Below are 16,119 nucleotides of genomic sequence, written 5' to 3' on the forward strand. Positions count from 1 at the left end.
AAATGTAGCCGTTTTACGATTGATCAAAAAGGAGCATACGCTTTTATACAAGTCCATATGACTCGTGGACATAAAAAACATTTAAACTGTTGCTGACTTGAAAATAAATAGATTGTTGAAAGAAATGAAACCGATGAAAAATATAGTTCCAATTTGCTTTTTGTCTGTGATGAGTGCAACCAGTTTTGCACAAGAAATCAAAGGCATTTCATTTTCACACCAAGATTGGGAAATTTACTGTAGCAATACGGGGACATGCCGCGCTGCGGGTTATCAAAATGAAGAAGGGCAAAATGAACCTGTATCTTTATTATTGACCCGTCAAGCAGGTGCAAAACAGGTGGTGAGCGCAGAGTTCGCACTTGCAAATTTTGAGCAAGAATCACTGCCAGCAGCTAAACTCCAAAATATTCATTTTTATGTCAATGGAAAAGATTTGGGGCAAGTCTCTGTTGATGGCACTGAGTTCCCAATCATAGGGAAACTTTCTACAAATCAGGTGAATGGCTTATTGCAACAAGCGAAACAAAAGACAGAAATTGTCTTTAAAAAAGCTCATCTTGAATGGCGAATTTCTGATGCAGGAATGACTGCTGTTCTGTTGAAGATGGATGATTTTCAAAAACGTATTGGTACAGTGGGTGCATTGATTAAAAAAGGGCAAATGGATGAATCCAAAGTCTTGGCTGCTCAACCTAAACTTGTTGTGAAACAGGTTAAAACAGCCAATAAGCCTTATCTGACCTTACAACCCAAAACGAAACAGTATCAATCCGTATATCAACTTTTGATGGCAGCACAGCCAACACCAAAAGAAGAGGGTTTCTGTGAAGGCATCTATAATGGTGATGGAGCAGATCCTCAGCCAATCGAGCTTTATAAACTGAGTAACAACAAAGTTTTAGCGATGGCTTTGTGTTGGCGAGCTGCATATAACGAAGGTTATGGTACATGGGTACTCGATCAATCATTAACAGGAAAAGCGACTTTCGTGACCGAGCATGCCTCTGACTTTGGTTCAGGGTTGATGAGCAGTGCGCAGAAAGGGCGAGGTATTGGTGATTGTTGGTCGAGTGATGAATGGGTGTGGGATGGTCAGAAATTTGTACACACCAAAGATATGTGGACAGGCATGTGTAAAGGGCTTGCTGCGGGTGGGGTTTGGGAACTGGATCGGATTGAAGCGATTATCAAATGATGCTTTGAATATAAAAAATAGCCAAAGGAAATACGATGTTGAATAATAAAATCAATTTGAACAGAATCATTCTAGTTGCTGCATTCAGCTGCTTCAGCACATTCATTTTTGCTGCACCCTTACAGATACTTGAATTTAAAAAAGGGCAACTCAGCCAAACGGAACAGACACAGCTATGTGAACAGGTGAACGACTTATGTCAGCAGCGTGCACAATGGCGTAGTTTAAAAACCACTGACCAAAGTTTATGGTTATTGTCAGATGGAAATATTGCTCAGTTTGGCATCTCGACCACTGGATTTAAATTGTTGCAACAGTGGCATATTCAATTATCTCCTGCAGATGAAATGGCAAGATCGGGGCAATATGTTTTTCCTAAGCTATTTCCTATGGATCAAAATCGTTATGCCATTGCCGTGATTGATACCGTTTCGGAAATGTATTCTGGTGGTGGTGCAGGAATTGAACGTGCTAGTTTTTACGAGTTAAAAGATTCAGGCAAGGCACATCGCTTTATTGAGAATTATCCGTTTAGTTTTAATCGTATGATTCGAGCGTGTTTCTCAGAACAAGATTATGAAAGTTCTAAAGGCAAGTGCCATGATGAAGATAGCCTGAGTCTGGATATTCGTCTAATTAAGCCGATGCTTTGGCAATTCCGTTATCGTTATAGTTTGGATGTATCGCCTGCATCGGATTCGGGGGAGAAATCATTTAAGGGCAGCCGTAACCTGAATATTGATTTAAATAAAGCACCGAAGCAGCCGAATATTCCTGCAAATTGGGATTATCAAGGACAGGGTTAAGTTCGAGTTTTACATTTTGCCAAAGTTTTAAGGGCTCTGACTTACTCAATTTACAGCGTCATAACAGATGATTTGCATAGCACATGGTACAAAGAGACAGATTGCTTTTTGGAACTGTGCTTATGTCTCGTGCTTATACTTCTGCTCGCCGTAAATTTTCTCATTTGAGTCGTTCTGTGATCATGGCTGCGGCTGTGTTGGGCACAACCCAAGTAGCAATGGCAGGTTCAGCGGTGGATCAACTGAGTGATTGTTTAGTGAAAGCGACTACCGCAGCGGATAAAACCACGGTTTTGCAATGGACTTTTAGCGCTTTGGCTGCACATCCTGATTTGAAAGGTTTTAGTAGTGTCACGCCTGAGCAGAAAACTCAATTGGATCAGAAGTTGGCACAGGTTTTACAGCGTGTGATTGTGGAGCAGTGTTCGACACAGACTAAAGCCGTGATTCAGGCTGAAGGTGTTAAGGCAGTTGGAGAGGCTTTTCAGCAGTTAGGTCAGAGTGCAGGGCAGGATATTGTTAAAGACCCAGCGGTCAGACAGCAGTTGCAAGGTACCTTGCGTTATATTGATTTAAATAAATTAGTCATGACTTTTTTAACGCCTGATATTTGGAATAAATTGGGTGTGTTAAGAGGACAGTGATTTCTCCTTATTCTACTCCTTTGTAAACTGTGCATCGAAAGTTATTATTGGAGGGGAGTTATTATTTAGATTTAAATAGTAAAGCGCTTAGGGAGTTTGGTTTAAAAAAGTTTTCTAATTTTCTTCATGTAAAAAAGTAATAGAATAACTTCGTTCTAATCAGTTTCATTAGAGCGAAGTTATATGGATGATTATTGAATGCTTATAACTTCTGAGCGACGAAGCTCAACAACTCCCCATGTATCATTAACCAAAATCTTTTCTGGAAGTTTTGATACAGCAACAGGAAGTGTTTGAGCAACAGTTCCTGTGTTATCAATCTTATTATTAGTAATAGTTTTTTTCTCAAACTTACCTAATTTCCCCTGAATATGTTCATTAAATACTTCATAAGCACTATGTAAGCATGGTGCTAAACTATTTATTGCTTTATTTGTATCATTGATATTAGATGAATCGAAAATCCCTTCTACAGGAATGGAATACCGAGCTGCCCAAGATTTAGTACCATTATTTTCAAGTTCAACTGTAATATTACAATTAACTAAATATGTTTTATCTGATTTAAAATATAAATTAGCTGCAGGGATAATTTTATATGCTGTAGAGGGTTTATTTTTCTCAATTTGAAGTATTGAAACCTCTTGGTTGAGAATTTTAGCTAGATTAAGTGATGTCATATTTTTAAGGGGAGTAGCTCTTTCTCTATTTACAGAATTGACGTGAGCTACATTAGCTGCAACACCTATTGGTCCAAGAAGTAAACCCACCGCTAAGCTTCCTGAAGCTCCCATTACGCTAAAATAGGTGCCTTCAATATTAGTTCCAGCCCCTTTTTGTATATTATTTGGTAGCTCATTAGAAATAAAAGAACTATTGGTTGATAAGGCTGTTGTTGGAAGTTGCTTTAAGGGTGGAGAAATACTGCAACCAGAAAGTAATAAACTAAAAATAGCTGTAGTTAAAAAAAAATTATTCAAAATGTTCCCCTGTTATAAAATAATTTTGAATGAGTCTGATGTTGTAGTATATAATTAAATTTCTTACTAATTAATAATTTAATGATATTTTTATATGATTTTATCAAAGAAAAGCCGCTTTAAAGCGGGTTATTTACAAATTAGATAAGATCAAACAATCAACCTTTTTATTAACTCATTTGCTTGGACAAGGTTGGCTTAGGTTTTAGATGCTGATCAACAAAACCATTAAAAGCTTTTTCCATTTCAAAACAACTTAGCTTTTAAGCGCACTTTTTAAAATACCATTTTCTTCAAATAGCTTTTCACGATATTCAGCTTCGAGTTGTTCTGTTTGCATATCCAATGGATCGAAATGTTGATCTCTAACATCAAGCATTTCGATAAATGTGCGAGAAAAAATACCCAAACGATTTACACCACCAAATACCAAATACCAAATACCAAATACCAAATAGAATGTATCTTTCGACTCTTTGGTTGAAAATTTAATATTTTTTTTGCATATTGGTGAGTTTTTAGCAGCTGATGAGAATAAATATTTTTATTGGCTGAGCGTTTCAAGTAAATACAGTACTGAAGCCAGTTATGTAAAAGCAGTCAAGGTGATCAATACTCTAGCGATTGAATATGCGGTGAAACATCCTGAAGTGCTCAGAATAAAAAATCTGAAATTGATGCTTTATGTTTTAATTAATTCCAGTGTTGCACTGACCATGAATTTCTTTTCATCTCAAAATATGGGTTTTACTTTTGAAGAATTAATTGATTGTCTGATTGATATTACAATGTCTTATATTGATGATGATCGTAATAAATTAAAAATATAAAAAACCCGCTCTAAAACGGGTTTTCTTTTAAAATTAGATTAGCTTAACTAATCAATTTCTTCATTAATTCATTCACTTGAGCTGGGTTGGCTTTACCTTTTGCAGCTTTCATGACTTGACCAACCAGACCGTTAAAGGCTTTTTCCTTACCAGACTTGTACTCTTCAACCATTTTTTCATTGGCTGCAAGCACGTCTTTGATAATCGCTTCAATTGCACCTGTATCGGTTTCTTGCTTTAAGCCTTTCTCAGCAATAATGTCATCCGCAGATTTTCCTTCTGCTTCCCACATAAAGCCAAACACTTGCTTCGCGATTTTGCCGTTAATGGTATTGTCGACAATACGCGCAATCATGCCGCCCAATTGCTCAGCAGAAACAGGCGAGTCCGCCAGTTCTAAGCCTGCTTTGTTTAAAGCACCTGAGAATTCACCCATCACCCAGTTTGCAGACACTTTACCTTGCGCAGCACCACCCGCAGCAGCCACAACCGCTTCGTAGAAGTCTGCCATTTCGCGTGATAGCGTCAACACATGTGCATCGTACTCAGTCACAGCAAAGTCAGCAATAAAACGCGCACGGCGCGCTTTAGGCAGTTCTGGCAGGGCAGCACGTGCCGCTTCGATCTGCTCATCCGCAATGATTACAGGTAACAAGTCTGGATCAGGGAAGTAGCGATAGTCGTTCGCTTCTTCCTTAGAACGCATTGAACGCGTTTCCATCTTGTTTGGATCGAACAAACGCGTTTCTTGGTCGATCTTGCCACCATCTTCCAAAATATCCATTTGACGTTGAATTTCAACGTTGATCGCTTGCTCAATGAAACGGAATGAGTTGAGGTTTTTCAACTCGCAACGTGTACCAAAAGGTTGACCCGGACGACGCAACGACACGTTACAGTCGGCACGGAATGAACCTTCTGCCATGTTACCGTCAGAAATACCTAACCAACGCACAAGGGTGTGAATCGATTTGATGTAGGCAACCGCTTCTTCAACTGAACGCATATCTGGCTCAGACACGATTTCAAGCAATGGTGTACCCGCACGGTTTAAGTCGATGCCCGACATGCCTTCGAATTGGTCATGAATCGATTTACCTGCATCTTCTTCAAGATGGGCACGAGTCACGCCAATACGCTTCACAGTGCCATCTTCAAGTTGGATGTCGATATGACCCAAGCCGACGATTGGATTGTCCATCTGGCTGATCTGATAGCCTTTTGGAGAATCTGGGTAGAAGTAGTTTTTACGTGCAAACACAGAGGCTTGGTCGATATAAGCGTCAATCCCCAAACCAAAGCGAATCGCAAGATCAACCACTTCGGCATTGAGTACAGGTAAGACACCCGGCATGGCTAAATCAACAAGGCTGGCTTGAGTATTTGGGTCTTGACCAAATTCAGTTGATGAACCTGAGAAGATTTTAGACTTTGTGGCAAGCTGAGTATGGATTTCAATCCCGATAACGACTTCCCAACCGTCAATTAACTTTAACTTTTGAGCTTCAGTCATTATGCATTCTCCTCAGCAATTGCCGCACGTTTGGTATGCCAGTCAGTGTTTTGTTGATATTGATGCACAATTGAAAGCAATTGTGACTCTGACCAGTAGTTACCAATCAACTGTAAGCCGACAGGCAAGCTGTCTTTATCAAAGCCCACAGGTGCATTGATGGCTGGTAGACCCGCTAAGTTCACTGCAAGGGTATAGATGTCGCCTAAATACATTTCAGTAGGGCTGAGATTCGCACCGATCTTATACGCAGTGGTTGGCGCAGATGGTGCAGCAATCACATCGACATTTTCAAATGCTTTAAGGAAATCTTGTTGGATTAAACGACGTACTTTTTGTGCTTTCACATAGTAGGCATCGTAGTAACCCGCAGAAAGGGCATAAGTACCGATCAGAATACGACGTTGTACTTCGGCACCAAAACCTTCTGAACGTGAACGTTTGTACAAGTCCATCAAGTCCACAGGGTTTTCTGCACGGTAGCCATAACGCACGCCATCGTAACGTGACAAGTTCGATGATGCTTCCGCAGGTGCGATCAAGTAGTACGTCGGAACATAGGCTTCAGTCATGTTGAGGTCAATCTCAACCAAGATTGCGCCCATCTCTTCAAGTTTTTTCAATGATTCTTTAACACGTGCTTTTACGTCTGCATCTAAACCAGCCACATTAAAGTATTGCTTTGGAATACCAATGCGTAAGCCTTTGACTACTGTGCCATTCAAGTTAGCAACGTAATCGTCAACATCTTTATTCACCGAAGTTGAATCTTTGGCATCATGACCTGCAATCACATTCATCAAGTAAGCACAGTCTTCGGCAGAACGTGCCATTGGGCCACCCTGATCGAGTGATGATGCGTAGGCAATCATACCGAAGCGAGAGACACGACCATAGGTCGGTTTTAAGCCTGTTAAGCCACAGAATGAAGCAGGTTGACGGATTGAACCGCCTGTATCAGTTCCTGTTGCAATCGGAGCTAGATCAGCCGCAACAGCCGCAGCAGAACCACCTGATGAACCGCCTGGGACATGATCTAATGCCCAAGGGTTACCTGTCGCGCCAAAATATGAACTTTCAGAAGTTGAACCCATTGCGAATTCATCCATATTCACCTTACCTAAAGTCACGAGACCCGCAGCTTTGGCTTTGGCAACGACGGTCGCATCGTAAGGTGAAATGAAGTTATCCAACATTTTTGAACCCGCAGTGGTTTTAATCCCTTTGGTACAAAAAATGTCTTTATGCGCAAGTGGAATACCCGCAAGTGCATGTGCATGACCTGCTTTGAGTGCAGCATCAGCAGCATCAGCTTCAACAAGTGCTTGTTCTGCTGTCACTGTTACATAACTTTTTACTTTCGGGTCAATTTGGGCAATACGTTTTAAATAATGTTCGGTCAATTCACGTGATGAAAATTGAGCTTGTTTTAGCCCTTCAGAGAGTTCACGGATTGATAAGCGATGTAAATCTGTCATATGAAAAATTTCTTTACATTCTAAATATAAAATATTGACTAATCGAATAGAAATTATTCAATTACGCGAGGTACAAGGTACAAGCCTGCTTCTATTGCAGGAGCGACCGCTTGATATTCATCACGATGGTTGCTTTCACTTACAATATCAACACGTAATGGTTGTGGATTGTCAAATGGACTTTTTAAAGGCTCAACATCATCGGTATTAATGCCTTTTAGGCTTTCCATCATGCCAAGAATTTTATTTAAACTTTGAGCATATTCAGTAGATTGCGTGTCATTTAGGGACAAACGAGCAAGGTGTGCAATCGCTGAAACGGTCTGTGCATTTAAGTCCGTTGTCTGCTGAGCATCTGATGATGTAGACATAACTTTACCTAATTCAGTATCAAAAAATTGCAAAATATCGTGCGTTATAATAAGCGATTGACTTGTTCAAAGCATCACATTTCGTTAAAGTTGCCACCTTGCATCCATACAAAGTTTAATTGAGAACGCCCCCGTGATTCTAAAACGACTAATTGGCTTGTTTTCGCCGGATTTAGCCATTGATTTAGGTACGGCAAATACACTTATTTATGCACCAGGCCGTGGCATTATATTAAATGAACCGACTGTTGTGGCGATTCGTCATAGCGGTTCGCAAAAAATTGTTGCTGCTGTTGGTCTAGATGCTAAACAAATGTTAGGTCGTACACCAGCGAATATTTCAGCGATTCGTCCGATGAAAGATGGTGTGATTGCCGATTTTGAAGTGACCGAGACCATGCTGTATCAGTTTATGGACAAGGTGCATGAAAAACGCCTGATTCGTCCTGCGCCGCGTGTTGTGGTGTGTGTCCCATGTAAATCAACTTTAGTTGAACGCCGTGCGATTCGTGAGGCTGTATTTAATGCAGGTGCACGTGATGTACGTTTGATTGAAGAACCTATGGCTGCTGCAATTGGCGCAGGTATGCCTGTTGAGCAAGCATGTGGTTCAATGGTGGTGGATGTAGGCGGCGGTACGACAGAGATTGCAATCATTTCATTACAAGGTTGTGTCTATGCCGATTCCCTACGTATCGGTGGTGATGTATTTGATGAGCAAATTATCAATTATGTTCGTAAAGCACACGGTTGCGTGATTGGGGAAACTACAGCAGAAACCATTAAAAAAGAAGTGGGTATGGCTGTAACTGATGGCAAAACACTTCAAATTGAAGTACGCGGTCGTAATTTGGCAGAAGGTGTGCCACGTGCGATTACGGTCACTTCTGATGAAATTTTACAAGCAATTGCTGACCCATTACAAAGCATTGTCAGCGCAGTGAAATCAGCATTAGAACAAACACCGCCTGAACTTTCTTCGGATATTGCAGAACGTGGTATCGTGTTGACAGGCGGCGGCGCATTATTACGTAACCTTGATAAACTGCTTGCGCAAGAAACAGGTCTACCTGTGATTGTTGCTGATGATCCTCTAACTTGTGTCACTCGTGGTGGCGGTAAAGTATTAGAGTTCTTTGATAATCCAAATCATGACATGCTTTTTGTTGGCTAAATCATAAGGACTAGGCGGTGCAACCGAATCTTTTTTCAAGACAACCGCCATCTTTTCGCTCATTTATTATTGCGGTTATTTCATGTTTGGTCGTGCTGTTTTTTGATTGGCGCATGCCTTATGTGATTCAACCCGCAAGAGATGTCTTGTACGCAGCGTATAATCCAATTTATGCGCTGGCAAGTTATCCTGTACTGTCGCGAGAATGGCTTAACCAACAAACCAAATCTGAAGCTCAATTGCGCCGTGAAAATACCGCGATGCAGGCTGAACTTCTTCAAGCACAAGTCCGTTTACAAAAACTTTCAGAACTCTCGGCGGAAAATAACCGTTTAAGAGGACTGTTGGATACGCCATTGATTATTGATGGGCGTATGCAGATTGCGGAAGTCATCGGCACGGATGCAGATCCATTGCGACACATTATTATTATTAATCGTGGTTCTGTTGATCATTTAAAAGTTGGGCAAACTGTTCTCGATGATAAAGGGATTATGGGTCAGCTCATTAATGTCTATCCACATAGCTCCCGTATCATGTTGTTATCCGATAAAGAACACTCATTATCCGTGCGTTTAGAGCGTACAGGGATGCGTGCAATTGTGTCTGGAACGGGGGATTTGGGTCGTCTGAAAATGGAATATGTACCCACCAGTGCCAATATTCAGGCAGGTGATAAAGTATTTAGTTCAGGCTTAGGTGAACATTTCCCTGCGGGTTATTTAGTGGGGACGGTGTCTAAAGTCAGTCGCCATACTTCAGGCGAGTTTGCTGAAATTGATGTCATGCCTGCTGCGCAGCTTGCCAGTGGTCATCATGTCGTGGTGTTATTTTCAGAATCTTTAGCGCAGGAGCAACCTTATGCCGATCGCTAGATTGAGTTTTGAGAAACGCAAAGATCCGCTTTGGATGATTATTACTTCAATTATTGTTGGGTCGGTATTTCTAGTTTATCCAATTGCATATGAGGCTTCGGGTTGGCGGCCATCGATTATGTTGATGATCATGCTGTTCTGGATTCTCTATCAACCGATTTGGTGTGGGGTATGGTTTGCTTTTGCAATGGGAATTTTTACGGACTTATTGTTGGATGCTCCACTGGGTTTAAATGCATTGAGTTTCGTACTCCTTACTTTTGGGACGCGGTATTTAATTCGTGAGCGTCGAATTTTGACCTTTGCGAATTCATGGGTCATTGCTGTAATTGCGATAGTTGCGCATCTTACTTTTTTATGGATAAGCCAAACGATTTCTGGAATACATTTTTCGATTGCTCGCCATTGGCAACCGCTGGTTACCAGTATATTTGCATGGCCGATTGTTTATTATTGTTTACATAAATGGCGCATATAATTTTAGCTTCGAGTTCCCCTCGTCGTAAAGAACTGCTACAACAGTTAGGTCTGGACTTTGAAATATATAGTCCAGATATTGATGAAACCGTATTGCTTGGTGAAACGGTTGTGCAATATGTGGAACGATTGGCAACAGCAAAAGCCCAAGTTGTTTTAAATCTATTTCCCGAAGCGACTGTGATTGCTGCTGATACCAGTTTAAGTTTTTCAGGGAAAATCATTGGTAAGCCAGAATCAAAGCAACATGCGTTTGAAATTTGGACGCAGTTGTCAGGACAATGGCATGATGTTTTTTCTGGAATATGTGTGGCAACTGCTACTCAAATTTTAAGTCAAGTTGTACAAACTCAAGTCGAGTTGCAACAGTTAAGTCATACCGAAATGGAAAAATATTGGGCAACAGGTGAGCCAATCGGAAAGGCTGGGGCATATGCAATTCAAGGGATTGCAGCACAATATATTCCTCAAATTCGGGGAAGTTATAGTAATGTGGTTGGTTTACCGTTGTACGAAATAGCACAGTTATTAGAAAGCGTTAAAGTTTAAAGCAAACACTTTCGGATATAAGAATTTTTATAAAGTTTTGAGTAAATTATGGCAGAAGAATTGCTGATCAATGTCACACCGATGGAATGTCGGGTGGCGTTGATTGAAAATGGTACGGTCAATGAGTTATTTGTTGAGCGCACGGTAAAACGTGGTTTAGTGGGTAATATTTATAAAGGTAAAGTGGTGCGCGTATTACCAGGTATGCAAGCTGCTTTTGTCGATATTGGTTTGTCTCGAACAGCTTTTTTACATATCAATGATATGGTGTGGTCACGTTCACAACCCACACCGAATGTTTTTGAGCTTTTGCATCCGGGACAGATGTTGACGGTTCAAGTCATGAAAGATATGTTGGGCACCAAAGGCGCTCGACTGAGTACAGATCTTTCAATCCCATCGCGTTATCTCGTTTTGATGCCTTATGGCAATCATATTGGTGTATCACAACGTATTGAATCTGAAGAAGAACGTGATCGTCTCCGCAGTATGATTGAGCGTATTCAGTCTGAACATAGCCTACCTGGTAGTGTGATTGTTCGTACAGCAGCGGAAGGTGTGGACGAATCGGCGATCGCACAAGATATGTGCTATTTGAGTAAGCTTTGGGAATATATTCAACGTAAGCAAAAAGAAGTTTCTACACCTGAACTTATTTTTGAAGAATTGCCTTTACCACAACGAATTGTACGTGACTTGGCAAGCGATGAAACGGCAAAAATTTATGTCGATTCTCGTGAGATTCATGCCAAGTTAAGTGAGTTTGTGCAGGAGTTTGTTCCTACAATTGAAAATCGTCTGATTCATTATCCGGGCGAAAAGCCACTTTTTGATTTGTACAATGTTGAAGAAGATATTCAAAAAGCTTTGCAAACGCGTGTAGCACTCAAGTCGGGTGGCTATCTGATGCTTGATCAGACTGAAGCTATGACGACGATTGATGTCAATACGGGTTCTTATGTCGGTGGTCGTAGCTTAGAAGACACGGTATTTAAAACCAATATGGAAGCGACACAGGTCATTGCGAGACAACTTCGTCTGAGGAACCTTGGCGGCATCATCATTATTGATTTTATTGACATGCAGGAACTTGAGCATCGTCAAGAGGTTATGCGTCAGTTTGAGCGGATGCTTGAGCGTGATCATGCCAAGACTAAAATTACGCAAGTTTCTGAACTTGGTTTGGTTGAAATGACGAGGAAACGTACGCGCGAATCTTTGGAACATTTACTGTGTGAATCATGTCCAACCTGTCAAGGACGTGGATATGTGAAGACAGCAGAGACAGTATGTTACGAGATATTTCGAGAGATCATGCGTTATGCACGTGCATTTGATTCCAAGGGTGGCTTTACTGTCGTTGCTCATCCAGCGGTGATTGATCGCTTATTAACAGCAGAAGCCCCAGCTGTCGCGGATTTAGAACATTTCGTGGATCGAGTGATTAAATTCCAAGTTGAAAATTTATATACGCAAGAGCAATACGATATCATTCTGAGCTAAAGTTGTAACAAAATTTCGCTTAATCCTTGTTACAACTGAAATTTTACTTTCTATCATGAATTTTAAATACTAGAACCATAAAATGAGCCATAGGTACTTTTGGGTGCCTTAGCAAATAATATGAGGTATATAATCATGCATGTTAGTGAAAGATTAGTGAATCACGGTTTGAAACATGTTTTAGACAGTAATCCTGTAAATACATGTTATATGGTTGATAGCCAAGGTAAAGAGGTTCAAATTACAACGGCAATGATCCGCTTAGCCTGCCATCAACTATTACAGCGTTGTCGTACAATTAAAAAATAAGGGGCTATTGAAAGCCCCTTAATTCTTTTCAGCGTGATGCTTAATTTGCAACTTTCTGTTGTGGTCGATTTTGAATCACTTGTTCAAAGCGTTGAATTTCATCTTCTAAATGAGTGAGAAGAGTCTGCATTTTTGGCACTGTATTACGACAAGCAAGTAGACCAACTTCCAATTTATCTAAATAGCTGGTCATGGTGATATTCAGTGCTTGACCATCCATGACGATTGAAGCAGGGTAGAGCGCATCAAGTTTTGCGCCATTCCAATATAATGGTTCACGTGGTCCTGGTACATTCGAAATCACTAGATTAAATGCCTGACGTTTCGGTAACATTCCTGAAGCGATGTTTAAGCCTGCTGGTCCATATACCAATGCACTATAGTTTAGGATTTCATTTGCAGTCATGCGACTAAAACGCTGCTTTGAATTCTGTACGCTACGGCGAATAATTTCTAAACGTTCAATTGGGTCTGCAATATGAGTGGCTAGGTTTGCCAAAATCATGGTAATACGATTGCTGAAATCAGAATCATCAGTACGCAATGAAGCAGGAACCATCGCAATCAAAGGTTTTTTTGGCAAACTATTTTGATTGATCAGATATTCACGTAATGCACCAGAGCAAACTGCTAATACAATGTCATTGAGTGTTACACCAAGTGTTTTAGCGATAAGGCGGAAACGTTCCAACTCAAAAGATTGTGCAGCAAAACGGCGAGAAGAACTAACACGTTGGTTTAAGATCGATGGTGGTGCTTGAAATGTTGAGACATAATCAGGATTTTTCCCGATTTCCTTAAATAAGGTTTGTGAAAGTTCCTGCATCACTTTAGGTGCGACTTCACACTGTGATTTAATCGTATCAAAAACCCCTCTGATTTTACTTACAGTAGGGGCTTTAGGTGCTTTTAAGCGTTTAGTACGCTTTCCTTCGACACACCATAATGGTACGACATGCTTTTCATTTGGGTCTTTGGAGAGTGATTTTTCGATCAATCGCATTCCTGCAACACCATCCACCATCGCATGGTGAATTTTGAAATACATTGCAAAACGATTGCCTTCAATGCCTTCAATAATGTCGCATGTCCATAGTGGTTTAGCACGGTCAATCAATGAACTATGCTGTTGTGAAATATAAACTAATAATTCACGAATACGACCAGGGTTTGGTAATGCGATATGACGGAAATGATGGTCAATATCGAACTCATGGTCTTCTCCCCAGAAGAGTCCTGTGAGCTGATTGTTGAATGGTGCAACAGGAATACTTTTCGACTGACGAATATCCTGAACAAGATCATGCACGAAAGTCGGCGATGCATTCTCTGGAATTTCGAATAAAAATAAGCCACCTACATGCATAGGTTGCTGTCTTTTCTCTAATGATAGAAAAATAAAATCAATAGGGTGTAATGGGCGCATAGCAGATATAGCCTCTCATTGCATTTTTTATAAGATACTTGTAGGGTCTGATGACGTTTCAACCATGCCTTGCGTTATAGGCTAAAACCACACAAACGAGGCATGAAATGCAGGCAATGGCGATACCCTTGTCAAGTTTCATAACGAAGTTTGGGGTAGTTTTAGCCATAACCCTTCGGGACAGGGACATTTTTTGCCGCTACTGTGTTATGCCTTATTCATTTAGAACAGCTAAATCTCATAAGTCATGCCTTGTATCGTCTAAAAAAAGTCCTCTGTCGCAAGCATCTGTGAAATGTCAGCAGACCCTATAATTCTTATTAGAATTATTGAACCGTTGTGCGAAGTATATACGGTTTAGTCTGGTTAAAATATGACTTTGTACAGGGGAGTCAGAAAAAATAAAACCACTGACGAATCAGTGGTTTTTATATACCAAATCTGCTATGTATTATTTTTTTAGATTGCCAGAATGTAAGCCACATTCTTTATGGGTTGCTTCTTCCCACCACCAACGACCTTCACGTTCATGTTGATTTGGTAGCACAGCACGGGTACATGGTTCACAACCAATTGAAATAAAGCCACGCTCATGTAAAGGGTTGTATGGAATCTCCATCATACGAATATAGCTCCATACATCCGCGCTGCTCCAGTTAGCAAGGGGATTGTATTTAATCAATTGCTTACCTTCACCAGAAAAGCCAACATCCGCTTGAACTACAGGAATTTCATTGCGTGTTCCTGGGCTTTGGTCTTTACGTTGACCTGTAATCCAGCCATCTAAGGTTGCCAGTTTTTTACGTAAAGGTTGTACTTTACGAACACCACAGCATTCCTGATGACCATCTTCAAAGAAGCTGAAAAAGCCTTTCTCATTGACCAATTGTTGAACTGTCGCAGATTCAGGGAAGCAAATTTCGATATTAATATTGTAATGCTTACGGACAGTTTCGATAAATTGATAAGTCTCCGCATGTAAACGCCCCGTATCTAAACTAAATACACGGAAAGGTTTTCCAATACGAGAAGCAATATCAATTAAGACAACATCTTCTGCACCTGAAAATGAAATGGCAATTTCACCTTCTTGATTTAAAGCAAGTTCTAAAATTTCTCGTGGCGATTTATCTGCATATTCAGCAGCAAGCGCATCTACAAGGTCAATAGTCGGAATAACAGTCATGGATGTTCCTGGCGAAAGGCTTGGGCACAATTGTAAATCATTCTAAGCAAAGCAGTTTACTTGTCATCAATTTTATCTTGCAGAATAAAACCGTTTTATTCAACAACAGCGCAAAAATGAAAATCTTAATGGTATGATACAGCAATTTTTAATCAACATTGGATGCATTCATGGAAATCGTATGCCTAGACCTTGAAGGGGTACTTGTACCTGAAATCTGGATCAACTTTGCCAAGAAAACAGGCATTAAAGAATTAGAAGCAACAACGCGTGATATTCCAGATTATGATGTTTTGATGACTCAACGTTTAAACATTTTAAAAGAACATGGTTTGGGCTTAAATGATATTCAAGCTGTGATTGCTGATATGGGGCCATTTGAAGGTGCAAAAGAGTTTGTTGAATGGGTGCGTACACATTTCCAACTCATTATTTTGTCAGATACGTTTTATGAATTCGCGCACCCGTTAATGAAACAACTGGGTTGGCCAACGATTTTCTGTCACAAACTTGAGACAGATGAGAATGGTATGATCACTGCTTATAAATTGCGTCAGCCTGATCAGAAACGTCAAGCGGTAAAAGCATTACATGGTTTAAATTTCCGTGTAATTGCGGCAGGTGATTCTTATAATGATACGACTATGTTGGGTGAAGCGGATCATGGTTTCTTATTTGATGCGCCAGAAAATGTGATTGCTGAATTCCCTCAGTTCCAGCCACTCCATGGTTATGAGGCACTAAAACAGGCGATTCGTTCTGTTTCACAGCGTAATATTCCAGAATAACGAATCCTCCCC

General features: G+C 40.5%; 16 protein-coding genes and 2 pseudogenes. 11 read left to right on the plus strand and 7 right to left on the minus strand.

Going from position 1 to position 16,119, the window contains the following annotated elements; translation table 11 throughout:
- Window positions 1-124 precede the first annotated feature (124 nt).
- The 3 genes from MMP60_RS03600 (at window position 125) to MMP60_RS03610 (ending at window position 2,648) form a co-directional block, all read left to right on the plus strand.
- Entirely contained in the window at window positions 125-1,198 is a 1,074-nt protein-coding gene (locus MMP60_RS03600) for a DUF1176 domain-containing protein (RefSeq protein ID WP_241335004.1), read from the plus strand.
- A gap of 35 nt (window positions 1,199-1,233) precedes the next feature.
- Window positions 1,234-2,004, plus strand: a complete 771-nt coding sequence (locus MMP60_RS03605; protein ID WP_241335005.1) for a hypothetical protein — start codon at window positions 1,234-1,236, stop codon at window positions 2,002-2,004.
- A 122-nt stretch (window positions 2,005-2,126) separates the two neighbouring features.
- Window positions 2,127-2,648 carry a hypothetical protein gene (locus tag MMP60_RS03610; protein WP_241335006.1) on the plus strand — a complete coding sequence of 174 codons (522 nt, stop codon included), beginning with the start codon at window positions 2,127-2,129 and terminating at the stop codon, window positions 2,646-2,648.
- 191 nt (window positions 2,649-2,839) lie between these two features.
- Here the strand turns inward: MMP60_RS03610 and MMP60_RS03615 are convergent, their stop codons facing one another.
- Together MMP60_RS03615 and MMP60_RS03620 are read right to left on the minus strand one after the other, a co-directional pair.
- Window positions 2,840-3,628: a hypothetical protein gene (locus MMP60_RS03615; protein ID WP_241335007.1), complete on the minus strand. Its 789-nt coding sequence runs from the start codon at window positions 3,626-3,628 to the stop codon at window positions 2,840-2,842.
- Window positions 3,629-3,884: 256 nt separating this feature from the next.
- A pseudogene (locus MMP60_RS03620) lies at window positions 3,885-4,130 on the minus strand (metal-dependent hydrolase); the annotation flags it as partial.
- Between MMP60_RS03620 and MMP60_RS03625 the strand changes: the two are divergent.
- Window positions 4,126-4,458 (plus strand): annotated as a pseudogene (locus MMP60_RS03625) (TetR/AcrR family transcriptional regulator); the annotation flags it as partial. The pseudogenes MMP60_RS03620 and MMP60_RS03625 overlap by 5 nt on opposite strands.
- Window positions 4,459-4,501: 43 nt before the next feature.
- Here MMP60_RS03625 and gatB read toward each other — a convergent pair.
- The 3 genes from gatB to gatC are packed head-to-tail and all read right to left on the minus strand — an operon-like array spanning window position 4,502 to window position 7,820.
- Entirely contained in the window at window positions 4,502-5,971 is a 1,470-nt protein-coding gene (gatB, locus tag MMP60_RS03630; RefSeq protein ID WP_241335008.1) for an Asp-tRNA(Asn)/Glu-tRNA(Gln) amidotransferase subunit GatB, read from the minus strand.
- On the minus strand, window positions 5,971-7,449 hold the full coding sequence (gene gatA, locus MMP60_RS03635) for an Asp-tRNA(Asn)/Glu-tRNA(Gln) amidotransferase subunit GatA (protein WP_241335009.1): 1,479 nt from the start codon (window positions 7,447-7,449) through the stop codon (window positions 5,971-5,973). Before gatA ends, gatB begins: the two co-directional genes overlap by 1 nt.
- 53 nt (window positions 7,450-7,502) lie before the next feature.
- Complete coding sequence (gatC, locus tag MMP60_RS03640; protein ID WP_241335010.1) at window positions 7,503-7,820, minus strand: Asp-tRNA(Asn)/Glu-tRNA(Gln) amidotransferase subunit GatC; 318 nt, start codon at window positions 7,818-7,820, stop codon at window positions 7,503-7,505.
- A gap of 133 nt (window positions 7,821-7,953) precedes the next feature.
- Here gatC and MMP60_RS03645 point away from each other — a divergent pair, with 133 nt between their 5' ends.
- The 6 genes from MMP60_RS03645 (at window position 7,954) to MMP60_RS03670 (ending at window position 12,707) form a co-directional block, all read left to right on the plus strand.
- Window positions 7,954-8,994, plus strand: coding sequence for a rod shape-determining protein (locus MMP60_RS03645; RefSeq protein WP_347005393.1), 1,041 nt, complete (start codon window positions 7,954-7,956; stop codon window positions 8,992-8,994).
- Window positions 8,995-9,011: 17 nt separating this feature from the next.
- Window positions 9,012-9,869 carry a rod shape-determining protein MreC gene (gene mreC, locus MMP60_RS03650; RefSeq protein WP_241335011.1) on the plus strand — a complete coding sequence of 286 codons (858 nt, stop codon included), beginning with the start codon at window positions 9,012-9,014 and terminating at the stop codon, window positions 9,867-9,869.
- On the plus strand, window positions 9,856-10,347 hold the full coding sequence (gene mreD / locus MMP60_RS03655; protein WP_241335012.1) for a rod shape-determining protein MreD: 492 nt from the start codon (window positions 9,856-9,858) through the stop codon (window positions 10,345-10,347). Before mreC ends, mreD begins: the two co-directional genes overlap by 14 nt.
- Window positions 10,335-10,895 carry a Maf-like protein gene (locus MMP60_RS03660; RefSeq protein ID WP_241335013.1) on the plus strand — a complete coding sequence of 187 codons (561 nt, stop codon included), beginning with the start codon at window positions 10,335-10,337 and terminating at the stop codon, window positions 10,893-10,895. The genes mreD and MMP60_RS03660 overlap by 13 nt, the downstream gene beginning before the upstream one ends.
- A gap of 48 nt (window positions 10,896-10,943) precedes the next feature.
- A complete protein-coding gene (gene rng, locus MMP60_RS03665; protein WP_241335014.1) occupies window positions 10,944-12,398 on the plus strand; it encodes a ribonuclease G in 1,455 nt (484 codons plus the stop codon).
- Between the two features lie 135 nt (window positions 12,399-12,533).
- Complete coding sequence (locus MMP60_RS03670) at window positions 12,534-12,707, plus strand: PA1571 family protein (protein WP_018679731.1); 174 nt, start codon at window positions 12,534-12,536, stop codon at window positions 12,705-12,707.
- Window positions 12,708-12,747: 40 nt separating this feature from the next.
- On the opposite strand, the gene MMP60_RS03675 is transcribed toward MMP60_RS03670, so the two are convergent.
- Together MMP60_RS03675 and MMP60_RS03680 are read right to left on the minus strand one after the other, a co-directional pair.
- A complete protein-coding gene (locus tag MMP60_RS03675) occupies window positions 12,748-14,133 on the minus strand; it encodes a wax ester/triacylglycerol synthase family O-acyltransferase (protein ID WP_241335015.1) in 1,386 nt (461 codons plus the stop codon).
- Window positions 14,134-14,584: 451 nt separating this feature from the next.
- Window positions 14,585-15,319, minus strand: a complete 735-nt coding sequence (locus MMP60_RS03680; protein WP_241335016.1) for a phosphoadenylyl-sulfate reductase — start codon at window positions 15,317-15,319, stop codon at window positions 14,585-14,587.
- Between the two features lie 170 nt (window positions 15,320-15,489).
- Here MMP60_RS03680 and thrH point away from each other — a divergent pair, with 170 nt between their 5' ends.
- Window positions 15,490-16,107, plus strand: coding sequence for a bifunctional phosphoserine phosphatase/homoserine phosphotransferase ThrH (thrH, locus tag MMP60_RS03685; protein WP_018679728.1), 618 nt, complete (start codon window positions 15,490-15,492; stop codon window positions 16,105-16,107).
- Window positions 16,108-16,119 lie beyond the last annotated feature (12 nt).

It is taken from the genome of Acinetobacter sp. ANC 4805 (assembly GCF_022549495.1).
In the GTDB taxonomy this organism is placed as follows: domain Bacteria; phylum Pseudomonadota; class Gammaproteobacteria; order Pseudomonadales; family Moraxellaceae; genus Acinetobacter.